This is a genomic window from Massilia psychrophila (assembly GCF_002760665.1).
GTDB lineage: Bacteria > Pseudomonadota > Gammaproteobacteria > Burkholderiales > Burkholderiaceae_D > JAFCUW01.
Genome location: NZ_PDOB01000099.1, coordinates 1 through 419 on the forward strand (window position 1 = coordinate 1; position 419 = coordinate 419).

At 60.1% G+C, this 419-nt stretch carries 1 pseudogene; it reads right to left on the reverse strand.

The features are described 5' to 3' along the window. Positions 1 to 419: pseudogene (locus CR103_RS21815) on the reverse strand (IS6 family transposase); the annotation flags it as partial.

A 419-nucleotide genomic window follows, 5' to 3' on the forward strand; every position in this document is an offset into this window, starting at 1 on the left:
GAACTGGCCCTTGCGGATCATGTGCATGAGCTCGATGCCGGCGAGCACGCCGCCGGCAGAGCGGAACGATTTGAAGTTGAGCATCGGCCTGGTCACCCGCTTGATGGCGCGATGGTCTTGCTCGACAATGTTGTTGAGGTATTTGACCTGGCGCACCACGATCGGCACGCCGCGGCCGGCGTTGATCGCGTCGATGGCCGCCTTGTTGGCGCCGCTCTTGTCCATCGCGATTTTCTTGGGCTCGCCGTTCATTTGCATGGCCTTGTCGAAGAAGCGCTTTGCCGCAGCCATGTCGCGCTTTGCGGTCAGCAGAAGTCGACGGTCTTTCCCTGCTTGTCGACAGCGCGATAGAGGTATTTCCAGATGCCCTTGACCTTGATGTAGGTTTCATCCATGCGCCAGCTGGTGCCAACCGGGCG